The 20,307-nt window shown below is 70.6% G+C and carries 16 protein-coding genes; 7 read left to right on the top strand and 9 right to left on the bottom strand.

Annotated elements, in window-relative coordinates; all coding sequences use genetic code 11:
* Positions 1 to 9 precede the first annotated feature (9 nt).
* On the bottom strand, positions 10 to 2,826 hold the full coding sequence (locus tag GA0070607_RS24990; RefSeq protein ID WP_089020354.1) for a M14 family zinc carboxypeptidase: 2,817 nt from the start codon (positions 2,824 to 2,826) through the stop codon (positions 10 to 12).
* Between the two features lie 167 nt (positions 2,827 to 2,993).
* Between GA0070607_RS24990 and GA0070607_RS24995 the strand changes: the two genes are divergently transcribed.
* Positions 2,994 to 3,380, top strand: a complete 387-nt coding sequence (locus GA0070607_RS24995) for an effector-associated constant component EACC1 (RefSeq protein WP_089020355.1) — start codon at positions 2,994 to 2,996, stop codon at positions 3,378 to 3,380.
* Positions 3,381 to 3,446: 66 nt separating this feature from the next.
* Here GA0070607_RS24995 and GA0070607_RS25000 read toward each other — a convergent pair whose 3' ends face one another.
* Positions 3,447 to 4,790 carry a glycoside hydrolase family 18 protein gene (locus GA0070607_RS25000; protein ID WP_089022089.1) on the bottom strand — a complete coding sequence of 448 codons (1,344 nt, stop codon included), beginning with the start codon at positions 4,788 to 4,790 and terminating at the stop codon, positions 3,447 to 3,449.
* A 144-nt stretch (positions 4,791 to 4,934) separates the two neighbouring features.
* Here GA0070607_RS25000 and GA0070607_RS25005 point away from each other — a divergent pair, with 144 nt between their 5' ends.
* On the top strand, positions 4,935 to 5,819 hold the full coding sequence (locus GA0070607_RS25005) for a bile acid:sodium symporter family protein (protein WP_089020356.1): 885 nt from the start codon (positions 4,935 to 4,937) through the stop codon (positions 5,817 to 5,819).
* Between the two features lie 50 nt (positions 5,820 to 5,869).
* Here GA0070607_RS25005 and GA0070607_RS25010 read toward each other — a convergent pair whose 3' ends face one another.
* A complete protein-coding gene (locus GA0070607_RS25010; protein WP_089020357.1) occupies positions 5,870 to 6,289 on the bottom strand; it encodes a PPOX class F420-dependent oxidoreductase in 420 nt (139 codons plus the stop codon).
* Positions 6,290 to 6,533: 244 nt separating this feature from the next.
* On the opposite strand from GA0070607_RS25010, the gene GA0070607_RS25015 reads away from it, so the two are divergent.
* The 3 genes from GA0070607_RS25015 (at position 6,534) to GA0070607_RS25025 (ending at position 11,324) form a co-directional block, all read left to right on the top strand.
* Complete coding sequence (locus tag GA0070607_RS25015; RefSeq protein ID WP_089020358.1) at positions 6,534 to 6,836, top strand: hypothetical protein; 303 nt, start codon at positions 6,534 to 6,536, stop codon at positions 6,834 to 6,836.
* Positions 6,833 to 8,470 (top strand): amidase, encoded by a 1,638-nt coding sequence (locus GA0070607_RS25020; RefSeq protein ID WP_197701161.1) that lies wholly within the window; start codon positions 6,833 to 6,835, stop codon positions 8,468 to 8,470. The genes GA0070607_RS25015 and GA0070607_RS25020 overlap by 4 nt, the downstream gene beginning before the upstream one ends.
* 265 nt (positions 8,471 to 8,735) lie before the next feature.
* The gene (locus GA0070607_RS25025; protein ID WP_157743253.1) at positions 8,736 to 11,324 is read left to right on the top strand and encodes a M14 family metallopeptidase; all 2,589 of its coding nucleotides are present in this window, start codon (positions 8,736 to 8,738) and stop codon (positions 11,322 to 11,324) included.
* A gap of 99 nt (positions 11,325 to 11,423) precedes the next feature.
* Here GA0070607_RS25025 and GA0070607_RS25030 read toward each other — a convergent pair whose 3' ends face one another.
* The 6 genes from GA0070607_RS25030 to GA0070607_RS25055 all read right to left on the bottom strand — a co-directional run bounded on the left by GA0070607_RS25030 (position 11,424) and on the right by GA0070607_RS25055 (position 17,093).
* Complete coding sequence (locus tag GA0070607_RS25030) at positions 11,424 to 11,822, bottom strand: DUF4190 domain-containing protein (RefSeq protein WP_089020361.1); 399 nt, start codon at positions 11,820 to 11,822, stop codon at positions 11,424 to 11,426.
* 30 nt (positions 11,823 to 11,852) lie between these two features.
* Positions 11,853 to 12,242, bottom strand: a complete 390-nt coding sequence (locus GA0070607_RS25035; RefSeq protein ID WP_231930319.1) for a hypothetical protein — start codon at positions 12,240 to 12,242, stop codon at positions 11,853 to 11,855.
* Positions 12,239 to 14,692, bottom strand: a complete 2,454-nt coding sequence (locus tag GA0070607_RS25040) for an AAA family ATPase (RefSeq protein ID WP_089020362.1) — start codon at positions 14,690 to 14,692, stop codon at positions 12,239 to 12,241. The genes GA0070607_RS25035 and GA0070607_RS25040 overlap by 4 nt, the downstream gene beginning before the upstream one ends.
* A gap of 204 nt (positions 14,693 to 14,896) precedes the next feature.
* Positions 14,897 to 15,715: a ribonuclease HI gene (locus GA0070607_RS25045; RefSeq protein ID WP_089020363.1), complete on the bottom strand. Its 819-nt coding sequence runs from the start codon at positions 15,713 to 15,715 to the stop codon at positions 14,897 to 14,899.
* A 26-nt stretch (positions 15,716 to 15,741) separates the two neighbouring features.
* On the bottom strand, positions 15,742 to 16,485 hold the full coding sequence (locus GA0070607_RS25050; protein ID WP_089020364.1) for a hypothetical protein: 744 nt from the start codon (positions 16,483 to 16,485) through the stop codon (positions 15,742 to 15,744).
* Between the two features lie 83 nt (positions 16,486 to 16,568).
* Positions 16,569 to 17,093, bottom strand: a complete 525-nt coding sequence (locus GA0070607_RS25055) for a DUF4352 domain-containing protein (protein ID WP_089020365.1) — start codon at positions 17,091 to 17,093, stop codon at positions 16,569 to 16,571.
* An 84-nt stretch (positions 17,094 to 17,177) separates the two neighbouring features.
* Between GA0070607_RS25055 and GA0070607_RS25060 the strand changes: the two genes are divergently transcribed.
* Both GA0070607_RS25060 and GA0070607_RS25065 read left to right on the top strand, forming a co-directional pair.
* Entirely contained in the window at positions 17,178 to 19,100 is a 1,923-nt protein-coding gene (locus GA0070607_RS25060; protein WP_231930321.1) for an N-6 DNA methylase, read from the top strand.
* 145 nt (positions 19,101 to 19,245) lie between these two features.
* Complete coding sequence (locus tag GA0070607_RS25065; RefSeq protein WP_089020366.1) at positions 19,246 to 20,307, top strand: serine/threonine-protein kinase; 1,062 nt, start codon at positions 19,246 to 19,248, stop codon at positions 20,305 to 20,307.

The raw sequence follows: 20,307 nt of genomic DNA on the forward strand, positions 1-20,307 counted from the left end.
CGGGATTCGTCAGCCCACGACCGATCGCAGCGGCACGTTGGCGTCACGTAGGGCGCGCACCAGGTCACTCGCGAACGGGTGCTCGTCCACCTGGAGTCCCTGCGGGTTCGGGATCACCACGTACGCCGAACCGCCCTTCTCGGACGCCTGGGCGTCGGAGGTGAAGCGTTCGACGATCGCCCGGGCGCGCGGCAGGTCGGCCGCCGCGACCTCGATGGTGGTCGGCCGCCAGCCGCCGCCCAGGTCCGCCGTGACCGGCGCGGCGGCGGCGCTGGCCCGCGCCGGGTCGATGCCGGCGGAGCGCCGGGGGTCGGGCGTGCTGGTCGCGCCCGCGCCCGCCGGGTAGAGCAGCGCGTTGGCCACCAGGTGCAGGCCATTCTCGTTGTACGCCCGGAAGAGCGGGTTGAACGCGAACAGCACAGCCCGACCGGCGCCGGTCGGCTCGTCGACCAGAGCCGCCGTCCCCTTCAGCGTGTCGCCAGCGACGGTGTAGCCGTTGGCCCAGAAGGTGTCACCCGCCGGGTAGGTCAGCACGTTGGTCCCGGTGGTGCTCGGGTTGAGAATCGGGTCGCTGTTGTTGAACTCGAAGTCCTCCGCCGGCCGGCCCAGCGCGACCGGGCTCGCCGTGTCGACATCGACCCGCAGGTGTGAGCCGATCACCAGGTAGTCGGCCGGTTTGGGCTTCTCGGTGCTGGAGGTGAGCCCGGCCGAGCGCGCCAACCGGGTGCCCTCGTTGCGCAGCCCGATGTACGTGTGGCCCTGCGCGATCCAGTCGCGCAGGTTGGCCTGCCCGGCGGCGGTCAGACCACCGGTCGGGCTGCTGCCGTCCGGCACCAGCAGCACTGTGCGTCCGGTGAACGCCTCGGTGTTGTCGTTGATGTCGGCCGTGGTCACCGGCGTGAGGTCCAGCCCCCACCGCTTGCCGAGCACATACCGGGCCTCGCCGTGCGAGCCCGACGTGGTGGAGATGCCGGTGCCCTGGAAGAGCCCCACGTCGGGCAGTGCGAGTGCGGTGCCGCTGGGTCGTCCACCGGGGGTGAGGGTCACCCCGAACGACTCGGCGAGCTCGTCGACCGTACGGCTCAGCTTGGTCGCTGCGACGGCGACCCTGCTGGTCTTCAGGTCACGTACGAGTGGGACGCCCCGGCCGAGCAGGGCGAACGTGAACTCCGCTGCCGCGGCCGAGTCCAGCGGGTACGTGTACGAGCCCCAGGGCCACGCCACCCCCGTCCGGCCGCCGGAGATCTTCCGGGCCAGCTGCGCCTTCGGCCGGACATTGTCGCCGGTGTAGATGGTGGACACACCCATCAGCAGCGGGTTGCTCCAGGACGACACGTCGTAGAAGTAGGGGAAGGGGACGTACGGGTCCTCGCCCATGATCGCCTGGATCCAGTGCTTCTGCGGCTGGTCCATCGGGATCCAGTACGCGCCCTTGGGCACTGTCACGTTGGTGGCCGTCCGGCCGCCGAAGACCCGCGCGGTCGGCACCCGGGTGGGCTTCTGCACCTCGTACACCTCGACGTCCATGCGGCGCAGCCGCTCGACGAGCTGGCGGACGTCGGCGAGCTGCCGGTCCGGCAGCAGGAAGTACGAGCGGACCTTGATGTCCGGCACCGGGAACTGGACTTCGTTGGTGGGCTGGACCACCTCGTTGGGCTCCAGCGTGCCCGCCCTGCCCTGGGCGAGCGCGTCGGTCCAGATGTCGAAGTAGTCGGTCAGCACCTCGTGCTTGTTCGCGGCAACCCAACCGAGCGTCGCCCACTGGGTGTTGAACTGCTGCTGCACCCGGTCGGCCACCGCCGAGGCGCTGCCCTTCTCGTACGTCATTCCGGCCGCGCCGAAGCCGGTGGTCGGCACGGTGTCGCCGTAGCCCATGAAGAACATGTCGTAGGTGTCGTAGTTGAAGTAGCACTCGGTGGTGACGGTGTCGTCGCAGGCGCCGTTGTAGCCGAAGCCCGCCTTGTTGGCCTCGCCGATCTGGTTGATCCAGTCCACCGCCTCGCCGGCGATCTCGTGGTGGATCGGGTCCGCGTTGGGCGGGAAGAAGTACTGGCGGCCGCCCATCTCGTGGGCGTCGATGAAGACCTGCGGCGGGTACCGGCGCAGCAGTTCGAGCTTGCCGTCGGTCTCCTGCTGGGTGCGGGCGAACCAGTCCCGGTTCATGTCGAAGCCGAACTCGTTCTGCCGCCGGGTCGCGTCGCGGCCGTCCGGGTTCTGGGTGGGGACGATGACGGTGACCAGGTTGTCGTTGCGCTTCTCGACCGCGCAGGACAGGCCGGCCGCCAGCTCGTACAGCGTCTTGAGCGCGGCGTCGGTGCCGCTCTTCTCGCCGCCGTGCACGTTCGCGGTGACCCAGACGATGGCCGGGCTGTCCTTCGCCGTCCGGGCGGCCGTCCTCGCGCTGGTCCGGCGCGGGTCCCGCAGGTCCCGCACGTCGTCGGCGATCTCGCGCAGCGCGGACGGCCGGACGTTGCGCTCGTTGGACACCACCGCGTACGGCAGCGGCTGACCGAGCACGCTGGTGGCCATCACGCCGGTGACGACCCGGTTGGAGGCGCGGTCCACCGCTCCCAGGTAGGTCCGGACCTCGTCGTTGGTGACGACCCGCTCCTGGCCCGCGCCGAGCGGGAAGCCGAGCACGGCCTCCGGGGCGGGCACGGTGCTCAGACGTGCCGTCGGGTCGGTGCTGCACCGGGAGGACTGTGCCGCGCTCGCGGCGGATGTGCCGCTGAGCAGGGGAATCGTGCCGAGCAGGAGGGTGATCGCGGCGGCGCTGGCCAGCCGCCTCGTGGGGACCGTCCAGGACGGACGCATCGATGGGGCCATGTCTCGTGTTTCCCTTCTCGGGAAAAGCCTCGCAGTGGCCGGAGCCTATGAACCGCCGGCACCCGGGTCAAGGTCGGATCGACTTCGGTGACTTCGTGGGATGCCGGCGGCAATGTTGGCTGGCAGGATGACGGTGTGCGGGCTTCTCGCCTGGAAGGAAGGAGGAGATGGTGCTGGCCTCTCAGGAGACGATCACGCTCTCGGTCTTCCCGGATCTTCCGTCCGCCGATGCTCGGCGCTCGCTCGCGTCCTGGCTGCGGTCCGAGGACCGGCTTCGCGAGAAGGTGACCGCGCCACCCGCCGACCCGTCCGACGACGTGTCGGCGGAGGTGACGGACAGCCTGCTGGTGGCCGTCGACAGCAGCGTCGTCGTGATGGTGCTGGTCCAGGCGGTTGCCGGCTGGCTGACCCACCGCCGCGACGACGTGACTGTGCGGCTCGCCGGTCCGGACGGATGGTCGGCCGAGTTGGACGTGCGTCGGGCTCGTGACATGGACGAGGTGACCGCGCTCATCGAAGCCGCGGTACGCGCGCAGGCGGCTCAGGAGGGTTAGCCTGCCCGCCGCCAACCGAATGATCGGTCGGCGACGGGCCGGAGAACTACGGCAGTCGGGGTACGCCTACCAGGTCGTCAGCCCCAGGCCGATCGTCTTGGTCAACGTGGCGTTGTCGTCGTCGCCGTCCAGCGACCAGATCATCGCGCCGGCCAGGCCGGCCCGCCGGATGTAGAGCGTCTTCTGCAGCACGACCGCCGGGTCGTCGTACGTCCAGAACGTCGTACCGTCGAACAGCCACGCGTGCCCGGAGCGCAGGTCGCGGTGCACGGTGTAGCCGTTGCCGGCCAGGGTCTTGAGCTGCTTGTAGTCCTCGTACCCGGCCTCGAAGGTGGCCGGCGCGGGCCCGGTGGCGGGTTTGAACAGGCCGTTGCCGCCGCCGGTGACGCCGGTCCAGCCCCGACCGTAGTACGGGATGCCGAGGACCAGTTTGTCGCGGGGCGCCCCGCGCGTGAGCCAGCCGTCGATGGCCACCTCGGCGGAGAAGTCCGGGTTGTCCGGAGCTCCGGCCGGCACCCGCAGCGCGGACTGCTGGTTGGTGACCGCGTCCCAGCCGCCGTGGAAGTCGTACCCCTGCACGGTGGCGAAGTCCAGGTACTTGAAGATCTTGCGGCCCTCGTAGCCGGCGTCCATGGTGGCGGGGTTGGCCGGCAGGAAGGCGGTCAGCGCGTAGTGTTCGCGGGTCGTGCGCCCGTACGCGTCGAGCTGCCGGCGGAACTCGGCGAGCAGCTTGGTGAAGTTCTCCCGGTCCTCCGGCCGGATGACGTTGCCCGGCTCACCCGCCCAGTTCGGCCACTCCCAGTCGAGGTCGATGCCGTCGAAGACGCCGGCGGCGGCTCCCGGCCCGCCCGCGGCGCCGTCCCCGCCCGGCAGGTTGCCCTTGAGGTAGAGGTCGATGCAGGAGGTGACGAACGCCTTGCGGGAGGCGTCGGTGCGGGCGGCGTTCGAGAAGTACGTCGACCAGCTCCAGCCACCCAGCGAGATCAGCACCTTCAGGTCGCGGTGCTTGGCCTTCAGTTTGGCCAGTTGGCCGAAGTTGCCGTTGAGCGCCTGACCCGGGGCGTCGGCGACGCCGTCGACGCTCTCCTCGGCCGGGACCGGCCGCTGGTAGTCGGCCCAGGCGTCGCCCTCGCCCGGCCCACCGTCGATATAGCAGCGTCCGTCCTCGCTGACGTTGCCGAAGGCGTAGTTGACGTGGGTGAGGCGGCTCGCGGCGCCGGACGTGTCGAGCTTCTTGACCGGGAAGGCCCGGCCGTAGATGCCCCACTGGGTGAAGTAGCCGACCCGGTGGTAGCCGGCCCGGCGATCCGGTATGTCGGCCGCGCTCGCGGCGCTCGGCGGGGCGGCGGTGACCAGCATGGTTGTCAGGGCGAGGACCGCGGTGAGGCGGCGGTGGCGGAATTGTCGCATCGGCACTCCCACGAGGAATGGAGCGGAATTAGTAAAGAGTCCTATCTGATTGATGAAGTTAAGCCGATCACCGTCGAGGGTCAAGAGCCGTCCGGCCACATGGGGGATGGCGGAGTCGTTACCCGGTGGTAACGATGTTGTGTCATGGACTCAGCCCTGACTCTGATCGGCCTGCCCATCGCCCTCGGCATCATCATGCTCGGCCTGGGTCTCGGACTGACCATTGCGGACTTCCGCCGGGTGGCCCAGCACCCGAGGGCTGCTGTCATCGCGCTGGTGTGCCAGGTGCTGGTGCTGCCGGCGCTCTGCTTCGGCCTGGTAGTCGCCTTCGACCTGGCGCCCGAACTGGCGGTCGGGATGATGCTGCTGGCGGCTTCCCCCGGCGGCACCACGGCCAACCTCTACAGCCACCTCTTCGGCGGGCACGTGGCCCTGAACATCACCCTGACCGCCATCAACTCGGTGCTCGCCGTGTTCACCCTGCCGATCCTGGTCAACCTGTCGGCGGCGTACTTCCTGCCCGACGGCAGGAGCATCGGCCTGCAGTTCGACAAGGTGCTGCAGGTCTTCGCCATCGTGCTCGTCCCGGTCGCGATCGGCATGCTGATCCGGGCGCGGATTCCGCACGTGGCCGAGCGGCTGAACCGTCCGGTGCGGATCCTGTCCGTCGTCGTGCTCGTCGCGGTCATCGCCGGCGCGGTGCTCGGCGAACGCGAGAACATCGCCGACTACTTCGTCTCGGTCGGCCTGGCAGTGCTCGCCTTCAACCTGCTGAGCCTCGCCATCGGGTACGGGGTGCCCCGGCTGGCCGGCGTCGACCGAAGTGCCGCGACCGCGGCCGGATTCGAGATCGGCATCCACAACAGCACCCTGGCCATCACGATCGCGCTCAGCCCGGCGCTGCTCGACAGCACCCAGATGGCGATCCCCGGTGCCGTCTACGGCATCGTCATGTTCTTCACCGCGGCGGCCTTCGGCTACCTGGTGACCCGCGTCGGCACCCGGTCCACTGCCACCGTTCAGCCCTGACCGTGGTGTCGCTGGCCCGGCCGCCGGTGCCGCCGGCCGGGCCGTGTTGGTCAGCCGACCTGGTTGTTGTCCTTGAGCGAGCCCCAGCCGTGCCAGCGGTCGATCTCGATCAGGGCGCTGACCCGAGCGCGCTCCCGCCGTGGGTACGCGTTCCCGGTGTAGTGCTCGGACAACCTGTCGATGTCCGCGAGGCCCTCATCCGGCCGCAGTTCGGCGACGTGCCCGATGATGCTGACGTGCGTGTACCAGCCGGCCTCATCCAGCACGGTCAGCGAGACCCGGGGGTCGTTCCGGACGTGCTCCAGCCGGCGGCGGCTCTCGTCCATGTTCACCAGAATCCGGCCGTCCTCCCACAGGTACCAGGTGGCCGCGGACACCGGCTGACCACCGTTGCGAAGCGTGGTCATGACGGCGGGGTTCGGCTTCTGGAGCATGGTGACCGCGGCCTCGGGAAGCGGTGGCTTGGACATGAAGTCTCCTCTTCGCGTCAGGGTTACCCCTGCACGTTACGCACGTGCCAGCCCGATCGCCGGGGGATGAGGATCGCGGCGGGGTAGCGGTCGCCCGACGGGTGCCGGCTGCAACATGATCGGCAAACTCAAATATTGCTCAACTTCTACACGCGCCCCGCCGCCGCGAGTTGCCACCGGCCTACGGTCAAGGTCACTTCGACCGGGACCCGCGACACCCCCTGTCGCACGACTTGGGAGCATCATGGCACCTACTCCGCCCACGGATGCTGAGCTGAACGTTCTGATCCGTGCCCGGCTCGCCGCCCTCGGCATCGACCTCGACCAACTTCCGCCAGGGACCAGCCCCGACCCGGAGACCGGCTCGCCCGGCCGGGACTCCGTGCTCGCCTCGCTGCGCTCCTTCATGCGGGGCACCGTGGCCACGCTCGCCGCGTACCAGTTGCCCGCTCCCGATGGCACCGAGCCGGACACCGCAAAGGCGCTGTCGCAGCAGCACGTGCCGGTCCTCTACCCCTCCAACAGCACTGAATGGCGGAAGGCATGACGTCCGAACCACTCGACCGTACGGTCGACCGCCGCGCGTTTCTGGCCCGCGCCGCCGCTCTGGCCACCGTCTCAGCCGTGGGCGTCAACGTCGGACTGCCCTCGGTTGCGCTGGCGAGCAGCGGCCTGTCCACCAACGCCAAGCCGGGAGCGGGGGGACGGCCGCTGGACCAGCCGAATGCCTACACCAAGCCCCGGCCGGAGGCGCTCGCCGATCCGTCCGAGCTCACCGTCGCGGAGGCAGCCTGGCTCATCCGCGCCGGCAAACTCACCCCCGAGCACCTGGTCGAGGCGTACCTGGATCGCATCTCCCGGTACGACGGCAGCTACCAGGCGTTCAACCAGGTGCTCGCCGATGCGGCCGTCGCGGCCGCGAGAGATGCCGGACGCAGGCCCCGACACGGTGCGCTGCACGGCATCCCACTGGCCATCAAGGACAATTACTACACGGAAGGCGTCCCCACCACCGCGAACTCGTTCCTGTTCAAGGACTTCGTGCCTCCGTACGACGCGACTGCGGTGGCCCGGTTGAAGGCAAGCGGCGCGATCGTGCTCGGCAAGACTCAGATGGGCCCGCTGGCGACCACCCGTGCCACCACGCCGGCTGGTGTGATCACCACGGTGAACGCCTGGACGCCGACCGACCGCGGCGTCGACCCGGGCGGGTCGTCCACCGGCACCGCCACCGCGGTTGCCGGCCGGATGGCCACCTCGGGCATCGGCACGCAGACCGGCGGCTCGATCACCGCCCCGTCCAACGCGCAGAACCTCACCGGCCTCAAGCCGACCATGGGTCGGGTCTCGGCGGCCGGCATCATTCCGCTCACGTACAGCCGCGACCATCCGGGCCCGTTGGCGCGCGATGCCAAGGACGCCGCGATCATGCTGACCGCGATGGCAGGCGAGGATCCCATGGACCCGCGCAGCCAGGGCCTGCCCCACGTACCCAACCTGATCGACGCGGCGAGCCCGGTCTATCAGGGACGCCGCGTCAAGCTGCGCTGGAAGACCCGGATCGGCGTGCTGCCGGGCTTCGCCAACGGCACCTCGCCCGGTGCGCTGGCCCGTACGGCGTACCTGGCACAGCTCGCCGCGATCCCGGGCGTCACCCTGGTGGACGTGCAGCTGCCCGCCGAGTGGAATCAGCTGACCGGCAGCACCTTCAACAACATCCGGTTGCCCGAGCGAGCCGAGCCGTTCATGCCGTACCTGCGCACAGACCTGCGCGGCTTCGGGGTGTCGGTGACCAGTTGGCTGCAAGGAGCGCTGATGGGTGGCAATGAGTTCATCACCGGTCAGCGGGCCAAGCTGCTGCTGATGGACCGGGTTCTCAACGACCTCTTCGACGGCTGCGACGTCGTGGTGCAGACCGACCCGGTGCCCTTCGACATCCTGGGCCTGCCGGAGATCGCCTTCCCGATCGGGTTCACCACCGCGGGGCGACCGGTCGGCACCATCCTGGGCGGCCTCCCGTACGCCGAGGACCGGCTGTTGTCGGTGGTGGCCGCCTACCAGGCGGTGACGGACTGGCATCTGCGGCGGCCGGCCGACCCGCCCACCGCCGCCGCGCGGGGCGCAGCTCCCGCCGAAGCGCTCCGCCTGACAGCCGAGGAGGTCGCCGAGCTCAGCCAGTGACGTGCGAAGGGCGGGCATTCAATGCCCGCCCTTCGTGGCCACGCCAACGCCAAGGACTGTCCATTGCATCCTTGGTGGAAATGTCATGCCTGAACAAAATTGGTCCTGGTCAGATCCGGCACAGTGGTGAGTCTCAAGATTTCCTCAACTGCCATCCTGAGCATTCCGGACCTCGATCGAAACCTGTTGAATCGAGCTATCCGATTGGCGCGGCCGCCCCTACCGGACCCTTTTCCGTCGTGTACGTACTGCGAAGGGGTATCAGGTGAAACGAAGACTGTCCCGGACAACGGTGTCGGTTGCTTGCGCGCTGGCTCTGGTCGGTACGCCGGTGTTGACGTCGGCGACCACCGCTACCGCCTCGAACCGCGTACCGAAGCCGGAGTCGGTGATCGGCTGGGCGCCGTGTGCCGACTACAAGCTCGCCACCTACGAGCAGATCGCCGAGTACTACCGGGCAATCGACAAGGCCAGCGACCGGATGAAGCTGGTCGAGATCGGCAAGACCAGCGAGGGACGGCCGCAGCTGATGGCGATCGTCTCCTCCGAGAAGAACCTCAAGGACGCGAACCTCAAGCGCTACCGGGAAACCTCGGTGCGGCTCTCTCAGGGCGACTCGCTGTCCGAGTCTCAGGCGCGTGACCTGGCGAAGAACGGCAAGGCCATCGCCTGGGTCGACTTCGGCATCCACTCCACCGAGGTGGCCGGCCACCAGACCGCCCCACAGTTCGCGTTCGACCTGGTGACCAGCGAGACGCCCGAGGCGCGAGCGATCCGGGACAACGTCATCACCCTGTTGGTGCCGAACGTGAACCCGGACGGCGGCACGAAGGTCGCCGAGTGGTACAAGAAGAACCTCGGTGGGCCCTACCAGGATGCCAGCTACCCCGAGCTGTACCAGAAGTACGCCGGGCACGACAACAACCGGGACTGGTACATGTTCAACCTGCAGGAGACGCAGAACGTCGGGCGTCAACTGTTCCACGAATGGATTCCGCAGGTCATGCACAACGTGCACCAGACCGCGGTCTTCCCCGCCCGGATCAGCATCCCGCCGTACGAGGACCCGCTGAACCCGAACATCAACCCCCAGGTGGTCCGGGGTGTCAACCTCGTCGGCGACGCGATGGGGCAGCGGCTGGATCGCGAGGGCAAGGTCGGCGCGCTGGCCCGCCAGTCGTACGACATCTGGTGGAACGGCGGCGCGCGGACCGCGCCGTACTACCACAACCAGATCGGCATCCTGACCGAGACCGCGCACGCCTCGGCGACCCCCAGGGTGTACGACCCGGCGACCTTCCCGAAGACCTTCGCGGACGGCACCTCGACGAGCGAACCGTCGGTCTTCTACCCCAGCCCCTGGAAGGGCGGCGAGTGGCACCTGTCGCAGAGCTGCGACTACATCAAGTCGGCCTCCTGGGCGATGCTGCGGGTGGCCAGCGACGACCGCGAGGGCCTGCTCTACGGCGTGGCGCAGATGGCCCGCGACGGTGCCCGCAATGGTGCCGGCACCACCTACGTGATCCCCGCGGATCAGGCGGACTTCCCGACCGCCACCAAGCTGGTGGACAAGCTGCGCTGGAACAACATCCAGGTCGAGCGTGCGGTGAACTCCTTCACCGTCGGCAAGCGCACATACCCCGCCGGGAGCTACCTCGTGCGGGAGGCCCAGCCGTACCGGGCAGCCGTGTTGGACCTGCTGAACCCGCAGGTCTATCCGGACCGCCGGCTCTACCCGGGTGGCCCGCTGGAGCCGCCGTACGACATCACCGGCTACACCCTGTCGTTCCAGATGGGTGTCGCCGTCGACAAGCTCGGCCAGCCGGTGCAGGCCAGCACTGTCCGGGTCGACTCGCCGAAGGTGCCGGCGGGTGTGGTGGCCGGCGCGCCGAAGTACGCGTACGCCCTCGACCCCCGGGTCAACGACAGCTCCGCCGCCGTGAACTCCCTGCTTGCGGCGGGGGACAAGGTCTTCCGCAGCAGCGCTGAGGTGACCACTCGCAGTGGCAAGCTGCCGGCTGGCACGTTCCTGGTGACGCCCCGTCCGGGCACCGAGGCTCGGGTGACGGCGCTCGCCGCCCAGTACGGTCTCAGCATCGCCGCGGTGGACGCGAAGCCGGCCAAGGTGCGGGAGCTCGTCGCGCCTCGGATCGGACTGTACGACGGCTTCAACAACTACGACGAGGGCTGGACCCGGCTGGCCCTGGACCAGTTCGGCTTCGGTTACCAGAAGCTGACGAACGCGTCGGTCCGGGCCGGCGATCTGCGGGCGAAGTTCGACACGATCGTGCTGCCCGACGCCACGTACAACTCGATGCGCAACGGCCGGGCGGCTGGCTCGCTGCCGCCGGAGTACACCGGCGGGATGACCGACGCTGGCGTGGCCAACCTGAAGGCGTTCGTCGAGGCGGGCGGCACGGTGGTCACCCTCAACAAGGCCGCACAGTTGCCGATCAAGGCGTTCGACGTGCCGGTCAAGGACGTCACCGAGGGGGTGCCGGACACCAGCTACAACATTCCGGGCTCGGTGCTGAACCTCAACGTCGACGCCAGTGACCCGGTCGCCGCCGGGTTCGGATCGACCGCGTCGGCGTTCGTCGCCGACGGGCCGGCGTTCGAGGTCGAGGACGGCGCGCAGGGTGTCACGGTGGCGGCCACCTGGCCGAAGACCAATCTGCTGAAGAGCGGCTTCCTCCTCGGTGAGGACGTTATCGGTGGCAAGGCGGCAGTGGTGACGGCGAAGGTGGGCGACGGGCAGGTGGTGATGATCGGCTTCAAGCCGCAGCACCGGGCTCAGTCGCACGGTACGTACCGGCTGCTGTTCAACGCGATGTACCTGGGAGGTCAGCGCTGACCTGACGCCAGTCGTGGTGGCCGAGCGCGCTCTGCGCTCGGCCACCACGCTCGTATGGTGAATGCGTGATGGCGGTCGCGCTGTGCGTGCGGCCTCGGTTCACGGGCTGGGCGTGGTCGAGGGCGTCGCCGCGCCGATCAGTCCGCCGAAGAAGACCATCATCGTGAGGATGACCATGGGGGCGACGAAGACGTACCCGAGGACCAGGCCGGCGATCGCCATGCCGCGCCCGGACTTCGAGTCGTTGCGGGTGTCGTGCAGGCCGACGTGGCCGAGGATGACGGCGAGCAGGCACGGCACCCCGAACAGGCACCACCCGCCGACCACGCCGAGGATCCCCAACACCAGCGACGCCACGGCAACGCCGGAGGTGGGTGGGCCGTGCACGACGATGTGCGTCGGCGGGTAACCGATCGGCGGGTACGGGCCGGGGCTGGCCGGCGGGGCCGATGCCGGCAACGCGGGCCGGTGCGGGTCATAGCCGGGCTGATAGCTCATGGTCACTCCTGTTTGGGCCGGTAGGTCCGGTCATCGCTGGTCGAGTCGGGCGAGCAGCGCGTTCACCTCGGTGTGCAGCCGGCGCAGCTCCGCGGCCGTCGGCGCCAGCTCGTAGCAGTGGTGGTGCGCGGCGGTCGAGAGCGTGGCCCACGCGTACGCCACCCGCCGGGCGGTTTCCGTGCCCGGCCCGAGCCGTCCGCGCAGCATCAGCTGCTTGGCTCGGCCCTGCCGGCAGGCCGCGACGGTCGGCTTGACCCGCCGCCAGTAGGCGTCGATGCCGCCTTCCAGGGCGAGCCGGATCAGGCAGGCGCAGGCCCGAGGCCACCAGCCGCCGGGAACGGCGACGGCCCCCAGCAGGCCGGAGCCGCGCAGCAACTGGTCGGCCGCCGCCAGGCAGCGCTGCGGCGTCGGCGCGGTCACCGCAGCGCCTCGGCCAGGAAGCGGGCGTCCGCGACCAGGCCCGGCAGGTCCGCCAGGTACGCGCCGTGCACGCCTTCCCGGCACGCCTGGTATGCGTCCACCGCTCGCCGTCCGTGCCGACGGCTCAACTGGCCGAGGACGTCACCGCCCCGATCTGCGTCGTCGAACAGCGCCAACGCGACGATGGTGGTCAGCCGCCGCGACGCGGCCTCGATGGCCGACTCGATGTCGGCGTGTGGCACACCCCGGGCGACCCGTACCCGCCAGACCACCCGGTGGCAGGCCGCCTCCACTGCCGAACGGCACAGCTCCGCCACCACCGGCCCGCGCACCTCGGCGGGGATGTCCCCGTTGCGAGACAGCGCGTTCGCGTCGTCCAGGTAGCGGCTCACCGGATCCGAGCCGGGCCGCAGCGTCACCACCGACCGCTCCGCCCGGTGCACCTCCACGATGCGGGCATCACCGAGGCCGAGCCGGGTGACCGCGTCGGGCAGGCGGGTGTCGTGGGTGAAGACCACCACCTGCCGCTGCTCGGCCAGCTCGGCGAGCACCCGCGCGAGGCCGTCCACCTTCGACGGGTCCATGCTCTGCACCGGGTCGTCGACCACGATGAACCGGAACGGGCTCTCCGGGGCGCAGCTGCGCGGCAGGAAGGTGGCCAGCCCGAGCGCCTGCATCTCACCCTGGCTCATCACGCCCAGCGCGGTGCCGTTGTCGGCGCCGTCGACACTGACCGGAAAGACCACCCGACGCCGGGTGTTCGCGCCTTCGAGCGTCATCGCTCCCAGCTCGACGTTGCTCTCCTGCCGCAGCTGCGCCCAGATCCGCTGGGAGTGTCCGGCGAACGGCGCGACCCGCTCGTTGCGGATCTCCGTACCGGCGTCCTTCAGCCAGCCGCGCGCGGCCTTCAACCGGGCCAGGGTGGCCTCCCGCGCCGGCAACCCGCCGGCGGCGGCCACCCACTCGCGGACCTCGGCCGCGGCCGCCCGCCAGCCGGTGTCGCGCTGCCGCAGAAACGCCTCGGCGTACGCGCGGGCCGCGTCCGCCGCCGCCACCACCGCCGGGTACCGCGCGGCCAGGTGGTCGGCCAGGTCGGCCGGCTTCCCGGGTACGCGCCGTAGCGCGGCCACGGCCTCGCGCAGCGCGCCGACCGGCGCCTCCGACCCGTCACCGTCGGGCACCGCGAGGTCATCGATCAGGTGGTGCGTCTGCCGCAGCAGAGTCGTGAGCCGGGTCGTCGCCGTCTGGGCGGCGACACTGCGCTGCCGGAGGTCGGTCAGCGACTGCGCGGCGGCGGTACGCCACCCGCCGTCGAGGGTGCCGGTGGCGCAGACCGGGCACGACCCGTCGCCCTGGTCCTCGTGATGTTCGAGGGCGAGGCGGAGCAGTTCGGCGCTGCGCAGCGCGGCCCGGGACCGGCCGCCGTCGTACCGCAGGGCCTCGACCGCCGCCTCCCGCAGCTGACCCGCCAGCCGGGTCACCTCGTCGACCGGCGGCGGGGCGAGAGCGGCGAGTTTCCGGCAGAGCAGCACCGCCCCGTCGGTGGTCGGCTCGTCCGGCTCGTCGAGGATCGCCGTCACCGCCGCGAGGTCGACCGCTCCCCGGCCGCGCAGCAGCGCGGCGGTTCGCCGGGCCCGGTCGTCGGTGATCCCGGACAGCGCGTCGGCCAGGGCGGAACGCTGTGCGCGTACCTCCTTGATGGTGGTGTCGTGCGGCCGGGCGGCGCGCAGCAGACGCTGGTCGGCGTCGGTGAGCGCGTCCAGGCCGAGGATCGCGAACAGCGCGTCGAAGAGCTGGCTCTGCGTGCCGGCGGCGAGCTTGCCCAGCTCGGCGGCGGTGAGGAACGGCCGGTACAGCTCCAGCGGGCGGGCCAGACCCAACTCGGTGAGGCCGGTGTGCCGGCCCCGGGCGCTGGTGACGCTCACCTCGGCGTCGGCCAGTTCGGCCCCGACCGGCCAGGCGCGGTGCACCCGGGTCGGCGTGGCCACCCCGTCAACCCGCAGCTCCACGCCGATCCAGCACGGATCCGGGTTGTGCAGGTTTCGCCACCCCGTACGCCAGACGCTCGTCTTGTCGGCCCACCGGGCGCTGTCGCCGGTGAGGGCGAGTTCGACGGCCTCGGCGAAGCTGGACTTGCCGGAACCGTTGCGGCCGACGACCAGGGTGAGGCCCGGACCGGGGTCGATCCGGAGGGTCCGTTCCGGGCCGACGCCCCGGAAGCCCGCGACCGTCACCGACTTCAGCCAGATCCGGTCCGCCGGACCGTCGCCGGTGGGGGAGCGGGGGTCGAGTCGGGTAGGAGTGCCGGCGAGGGCGGCGGTCAGGTCTTCCTCGCTGGTCAGCGCGGCGAGGACCAGCTCGGCTGTCTGGGTCGGTACGTCGTCAGCGGCGGCGAGTCGGTCGAAGATGATCTCGATCAGGGGCGTGGTGGGTTGGGGAGGCTCGGTCATGGTCGTCTCCAGGCGTGTGGTGTCCGCGGGCCGACGACTCGCCGGCCCGCCCGGGTGAGCGGTGGAAGTGGGGAGGCCGCTGGCGGCCCGGCTGGGGTGAGCAGCGGAGTCGGGAGTCGGTCGTGGCCGTCGGACGCTGTAGAGCTGATGTCGCAAACGAATCAGTGGTTCAACGCCGGCCGCTCCGGGCACCCCGCGGAGCGGTCAGAGCGTGGCGTTGGCGTGCCAGTCGCGCAGGAACGCGTCGACCAGGGCGTGCGCCCGAGGACGCAGGTCGAAGGACTCCTTCTGCCGCCGGCGGGCCATGTGCGACAGGCCGTCGGCGGCCTCGTTGAGGGCGTGGCCGCTGTGCCCCTTGACGTGCGCGAACGTCAGGTCCGGGCGGCGGGCCACCTGCTCGGCGAGCCGGACCAGGGTGGGCTGGTCCGACCAGCGGCGCTCCCGCAGGCTGTAGCCGGCGGGCATCGCGCCGGTCTCGCCGGCCTGCCAGCGGTGCAGGTAGCGCAGAGCTGTCAGGTTGTCCAGCAGGACCGTCATGCCCACCGGCGCCTCGTCGTACCCGGTCAGCAGGTAGTCGACCGCGCGCAGCTCGTTGATCAGCACCCGGGAGACGCCGGTCGGGTCAAGCTGGCCGGTACCCCGACCGAGCAGGCCGTAGTGGCCATCGCTGACGACGTACCCGAGGCCGCCGACGCGGCCCTTCCAGCTGGCGTCGGTCGCGGCGACCAGCGGCGCGGACGTCGTAGCCCAGCGGACCACCCGACCGCGACCGCGCTGCGGGTCGTCGCCGGACCAGCGGTGGATGCCGTGGTCGCCGGCCAGCCGCTCGGCGGTGTCGAGCAGCTCGCCGGCGGAGGTCAGCTCGTCGTAGTGGGCGGCGGTGAGGGCCAAGCGAACGGCGTCGCCGATGCACTGGCAGTCGTCGCAGCCGGTGGGACGGGTGAAGGCGCGCAGGGTGAGGGCGCGGTCGTGCAGCGGCGGGGGGAGCAGGGCCAGGGTGCGGAGGAACTCATCCGGACGCACGACGCCTCCTGACGTCTCGGGGGGATTCAGAGGACCTTGATGGAGGCGACCTGGAGTAGCGGAACCGTGGTCTCGCCGCCGATCTGGGTGTCGTAGCTGAACGAACCGAGCACCGTGACGTTCGCGCGGAAGATGTCGTCCTCGACAAGGTTGTCGAGGTCCGACTCGGAGCCGCTGAGCATGGTGTTGGTCTCGTAGTCGTACTCGTCCGGCATCTTGCGGTGGGCGACATCGGCGCGGAACGTGTCGGTGCCGGTGGCGGCGTCGAACTGGGTGACCCGGCCGTAGACGACGTAGGTCTTGCCGAGGTACGCGTCCGGGTTCTTGGCGATGAGCTTCCACTGCCGTGCGCTCAACATCTTGTACGACGGCGGCTTCGGCTTGGGCGGCGGGACCGTCTTCGTCGGGCTGGGGCTGGCGCTGGTAGGGGCCGCGCTGGTCGGGGCGGCAGTGGTGGGAGCGGCCGTCGTGGGCGACACGTTGGTGGGACTGATCGCAGGCGAGCTGCTGGCACCGGCGGTCGCTTCCGGTTCGTCGCTGGCGACCAGGCCGATGACAGCGCCGCCGCAGCAGAGGGCGATGGCCAGGGCGATGCCACCGACAGCCCACGCCCGCACGTGGGACCGCTTCTCGCTGATGGCAGAGCCGAGCTCGCCGACGAGCGTGGTGTCGGCAGTCGTGGCGAACGGTGGACCGACGACCGGCGGCACCGGAGGCGGCGGCAGTTCGGTCGGCTGGTCGGGCGGGTTCGGGGTGGTTGGATCAGTCATGACGGGGCTCCTCGTGTGAACAGGTGGGCTGTGAACAGCCGGGGCGGATCGTTCAGACCCGCCCCGGTGCTGCGGGGGATTGGTCAGCCGAGGGAGACGTCGACGCCACCGGAGAACGGCGAGTCGTGCAGCTCGAGCTTGGCGAGCTTGACGTTCTTCGGGATGTCGAAGACGACGACGCCACTGACCTGGTTGCCGGGGTTGACGTCGTTGAGGAACGTCTCGGCGTTCTTGTTGGCGTAGATGGCGGCGCCGCCGTCGGCGGAGTACTCGGTGCCGTCGGCCGCGTACGCCTTCTGGCTGCTGCCGTCGAACATCTGCGCTTCCTTGCCGATGTTCTTCACGTTGACCGTGACCAGGCAGAACTGGCCCTGCGCCTTCTGGCCGAGCATGTCGCTGCCGACCTTGGCGACGCCGCACTTGGCGGACTTCACCGTGAACTCGAACTTGCCGTCGCGGGCCGCCTCGCCCACCTTCGCGGTCTTCGCCGGGGCGTCCTCGCCCTTGCCGCTGCCGCCCGAGCCGGTGGACTCGTCGGCGGCGCCGGAGCCGCAGCCCAGGGCGATGAGGCCGGTGGCGAGCAGGGCGAGAGTGGTGGTCTTGCGCATCGTTGTCCTCCTGATGTGAACGTTGCGGCGTCAATAAGAGCATCGTCCGAGAGCGGTGTCAACAGACAATTTCGTGCTTGACAGATGTGCGAGACTTTCGACGTGCAGGAGAACCCGACCATCACGGCAGCGGAAATCGCCCGGCTCGCCGGCGTCGGTCGCGCCGCGGTCAGCAACTGGCGCAAACGGCACGCCGACTTTCCCGCCCCGGTGGGCGGGACGACGGCGAGCCCCGAGTTCGACCTGATCCAGGTCGAGCAGTGGCTACGCACCCAGGGCAAGCTCCCCGAGCTCGCCACCGCTGACCGGCTCTGGCGACACCTCGCCGCGGCCAGCGACTCCCCGGCCGCCGGGCTCGCGGCCGTCGGCGCGCTGCTGTTGGCCCGCCAGCGCGGCTCCCGACGCGGCCACCCCGACGCCCAGCTCGCGCCGCTGCTGCCCGACGTCGACGCGCTCGCCGACGAGCTGAGCCCGCAGGGCGCGTTCGACGAGCTGTGGCAGCGCTTCTCCGCACCCGGGCCCGGCCGCCCCTTCGCCACCCCTGACGACCTCGCCGACCTGATGATCGGGCTCGCCGGCGTCGGCGGCGGCTCAGTGCTCGACCCGGCCGCCGGCTCCGGCGCCATCCTGCGCGCGGCCGTCCGCGCCGGCAGCACCTCGGTGTACGGGCAGGAACTCGACGAGGACCTGGCCCGGCTCGCCGGCCTGTGGCTCGCACTGCACGACGTACCCGGAGAGGTTTGCCCCGGTGACTCACTGCGCGCCGACGCCTTCGCCGGCCGCGCCGTCGACGCCGTCGTCTGCCACCCACCGTTCGGCGCCACCAACTGGGGCGACGAGGAACTCGGCCACGACCCCCGCTGGATCGTCGGCACCACACCCCGCACCGAACCGGAGCTGGCCTGGGCGCAGCACGCCCTGGCGCACCTGCGCGTGGGTGGGCACGCCGTGCTGCTGATGCCGCCCACGGTGGCCAGCCGGCGCGCCGGCAAACGGATCCGCGGTGAACTGCTGCGCCGAGGCCACCTGCGCGCCGTCATCGCGCTCCCGCCGGGCGTGGCGGCGCCGCACGGCGTACCGCTGCACCTGTGGGTGCTGCGGCGGGCCGCGGCCGACGCGCCGCCACCGGCGCGGGCGCTGCTGATCGACGCCGCCGGCGGCGACCTGGCGGACACCGCGCCGCGTGTGCTGGCCGCGTGGCGGGCCTTCGCGGCCGCCCCGGACGCCGACGTCGAAGAAGCCGGCTTCGCCCGCGCGGTCCCGGTCATCGAGCTTCTCGACGAGGAGGTCGACCTCACCCCCGCGCGCCGGCAACCGGCCGTCGGGGGCGAGGCTTCAGGAGAGCATCTGGTACGCACCAGAGAACGATTGGCCGCCATCGTCGGCGAGCTGCCGGCGCTGCTGCCGCAGGTCACACCCGCCCCCGACGGGCCAGACGGACTCTTCCTCACGGTGGGGGAGTTGGCAAAGACGGGGGCGCTTCAACTGATCGGCCCGGTCCGCGCCGGCACGTCCACACCCGCATCCGGTGGGCCTCCGGTGCTTACTGTGCCGGACGTGCTCGCCGGGGTGGAGGCGTCCGGGCGGGTCGACGACCGGTTCGGGCAGGAGATCTTCCTCGCTGTGGGGGACGTGGTGGTGCCGATGATCGCGCGGCAGCTCATTCCGCGGGTGGTCACCGCCGACGGGGCGCTTTTGGGGCGCAACCTCTACCTGCTGCGGCCCAACCCGGCGGCGCTGGACCCGTGGTTCCTGGCCGGGCAGTTGCGCACGTCGGCCAACGAAAAGCAGGCGTCGAGTCTCTCGGGAACCATGCGGTTCGACATTCGACGGGCGCAGGTGCGGCGGCTATCGCTCGACGAGCAACGGGCGCACGGGGACGCCTTCCGGCGCCTCGACGCCTTCGAGTCAGCGATCCGACAGGCCGCTTCGCTGGGAGCGGAGCTGGCCCAACTCACGGCCGACGGCCTGGCGCGCGGGTCGATACGACCGGACAGCCCGCGGTGAGGTCAGACTGGTCAGCAACCGCAGGAACCGCCATTCGGCCGGTACCTCGTTGAATGTTCAACGTTGTACGGTCATGCGTCCGTCAGGCGCGGGTCCCGACAGTGCGGATCAGCGGTTCGGACGGGTGTCATCGTGAGGGGGACGAATGACGCTGGGCAGAATCGGCGGCTACGAGTTGGTCCGGCCGCTGGGCTCAGGTGGTATGGGCGACGTGTTCTTCGCGGTGTCGCCGACAGCTGAGCGGGTGGCCGTCAAGGTGATCAAGCAGCACCTGATCGAGGCGCCGACGGTGCGCGAGCGGTTCGCCGCCGAGGTCGACAGCCTCAAGCTGGTCTTCGGCTCCCGGGTAGCCCGCTTGGAGGGTGCCGACCCGTACGCGAACCCGGCCTGGCTGGCGGTGGAGTACGTTCCCGGGGCCACGTTGCGCCAGCACGTCGACGCCCGGGGGCCGCTTCCGCTGCCACTGGCGGCGATGGCGGGCGCGATGCTCGCCGAAGGCCTCGCCAAGGTGCACCAGGTCAAGCTGCTGCACCGCGACCTCAAGCCGCAGAACATCATCCTCGGCCCCGACGGTCCCAAGCTGATCGATTTCGGCCTGGCGGTGCTGATCGAGCGGGACGACTACCTGACCGAGCCGGGCGCCCTGGTCGGCACTCCCGCCTACATGTCGCCTGAGCAGGTCAAGGGTGAGCGGGACCTTACGCCGGCGGTCGACGTCTATGCCCTCGCCGCGACGCTGGTCTTCGCCCTGACCGGGCGTGGGCTCTACCCGCCGACGAACTCCTGGAATCTGCTGCTGCGCATCAGCGAGCCGAGCGACCTTCCTGACCTGTCCGGGGTGCCGGCGGAGCTGGTGCAGTTGCTCGGCGCGATGCTCGCCTTTGATCCCACGGCGCGACCCGGTCTGACCGACGTTCGCGCCCGGTTGCTCGCGGTCGCCACTTCCGCCGGCGGCAAAAGCGTCCACGTCCTGCGCCAGGAAGTCGCCGACCTCACCTACGACGGTGCCACGGAGCTGCTGGTCCCTCCGGACCTGGATGATCCGCGACAGGACCCGGAGGGCACGCCGGTCATCGAGGCGGACACCGTACCGGTGCCGAAGACGACACCCACGAAAGTCGACGCCAAGCGGCCCAACGCGCCAGCCGATGTGACGTGGCTCGTCGACAAGATGCGCCGCCAGTACGCCCGCCGCTCGACCCTGTAG

This window comes from Micromonospora coriariae (assembly GCF_900091455.1).
In the GTDB taxonomy this organism is placed as follows: domain Bacteria; phylum Actinomycetota; class Actinomycetes; order Mycobacteriales; family Micromonosporaceae; genus Micromonospora; species Micromonospora coriariae.

What these genes read in the sequence shown, in the direction of transcription:
- GA0070607_RS24990 (WP_089020354.1), bottom strand. Translation starts at nt 2,826, where the DNA reads ATGGCCCCATCGATGCGTCCGTCCTGGACGGTCCCCACGAGGCGGCTG.
- GA0070607_RS24995 (WP_089020355.1), top strand. Translation starts at nt 2,994, where the DNA reads ATGGTGCTGGCCTCTCAGGAGACGATCACGCTCTCGGTCTTCCCGGAT.
- GA0070607_RS25000 (WP_089022089.1), bottom strand. Translation starts at nt 4,790, where the DNA reads ATGCGACAATTCCGCCACCGCCGCCTCACCGCGGTCCTCGCCCTGACA.
- GA0070607_RS25005 (WP_089020356.1), top strand. Translation starts at nt 4,935, where the DNA reads ATGGACTCAGCCCTGACTCTGATCGGCCTGCCCATCGCCCTCGGCATC.
- GA0070607_RS25010 (WP_089020357.1), bottom strand. Translation starts at nt 6,289, where the DNA reads ATGTCCAAGCCACCGCTTCCCGAGGCCGCGGTCACCATGCTCCAGAAG.
- GA0070607_RS25015 (WP_089020358.1), top strand. Translation starts at nt 6,534, where the DNA reads ATGGCACCTACTCCGCCCACGGATGCTGAGCTGAACGTTCTGATCCGT.
- GA0070607_RS25020 (WP_197701161.1), top strand. Translation starts at nt 6,833, where the DNA reads ATGACGTCCGAACCACTCGACCGTACGGTCGACCGCCGCGCGTTTCTG.
- GA0070607_RS25030 (WP_089020361.1), bottom strand. Translation starts at nt 11,822, where the DNA reads ATGAGCTATCAGCCCGGCTATGACCCGCACCGGCCCGCGTTGCCGGCA.
- GA0070607_RS25040 (WP_089020362.1), bottom strand. Translation starts at nt 14,692, where the DNA reads ATGACCGAGCCTCCCCAACCCACCACGCCCCTGATCGAGATCATCTTC.
- GA0070607_RS25050 (WP_089020364.1), bottom strand. Translation starts at nt 16,485, where the DNA reads ATGACTGATCCAACCACCCCGAACCCGCCCGACCAGCCGACCGAACTG.
- GA0070607_RS25055 (WP_089020365.1), bottom strand. Translation starts at nt 17,093, where the DNA reads ATGCGCAAGACCACCACTCTCGCCCTGCTCGCCACCGGCCTCATCGCC.
- GA0070607_RS25060 (WP_231930321.1), top strand. Translation starts at nt 17,178, where the DNA reads ATGTGCGAGACTTTCGACGTGCAGGAGAACCCGACCATCACGGCAGCG.
- GA0070607_RS25065 (WP_089020366.1), top strand. Translation starts at nt 19,246, where the DNA reads ATGACGCTGGGCAGAATCGGCGGCTACGAGTTGGTCCGGCCGCTGGGC.